General features: G+C 42.9%; 1 protein-coding gene. It reads right to left on the minus strand.

Features of this window, described 5'->3' with window-relative positions; all coding sequences use genetic code 11:
* Nucleotides 1-546 (minus strand): EF-Tu/IF-2/RF-3 family GTPase (locus tag AC3G7N_RS22285; RefSeq protein WP_489424291.1); only part of this gene is annotated, 546 nt, incomplete at both ends.

A 546-nucleotide genomic window follows, 5' to 3' on the forward strand; every position in this document is an offset into this window, starting at 1 on the left:
GGCTCATCAATGCGTAATAATTGCAATGCATCTGGGTGATCCTGCGGGCAAATTGTTTCTCCCACATTAATATCTTCCAATCCGGCAACTGCAACAATGTCTCCTGCTTTCGCTTCCTCGATTTCAATACGTTTTAGACCAGTGAAACCAAATAGCTTCGTAATACGGAACGATTTCTGTGTTCCGTCTTCTTTCATTAATACAACCTGTTGTCCTACTTTAATCTTGCCGCGGAAAACCCGGCCTACGCCAATTCTTCCGACATATTCATTGTAATCAAGCAATGTCACTTGGAATTGCAGCGGTTCATCTGATGAATCGACTGGTGCAGGAATATTTTCCAAAATGGTTTTGAAAACAGGATCCATCGTTTCTTCCTGTTCTTCCGGCTCATCACCAGAAGTTCCATTTAATGCAGATGCATAAACAACCGGGAATTCCAGCTGGTCATCATCAGCGCCGAGTTCTATAAACAAATCCAGCACTTCATCGATAACTTCGTTTGGACGGGCATTCGGACGGTCGATTTTATTTAAAACTACTACC

The organism is Virgibacillus carmonensis (genome assembly GCF_057836705.1).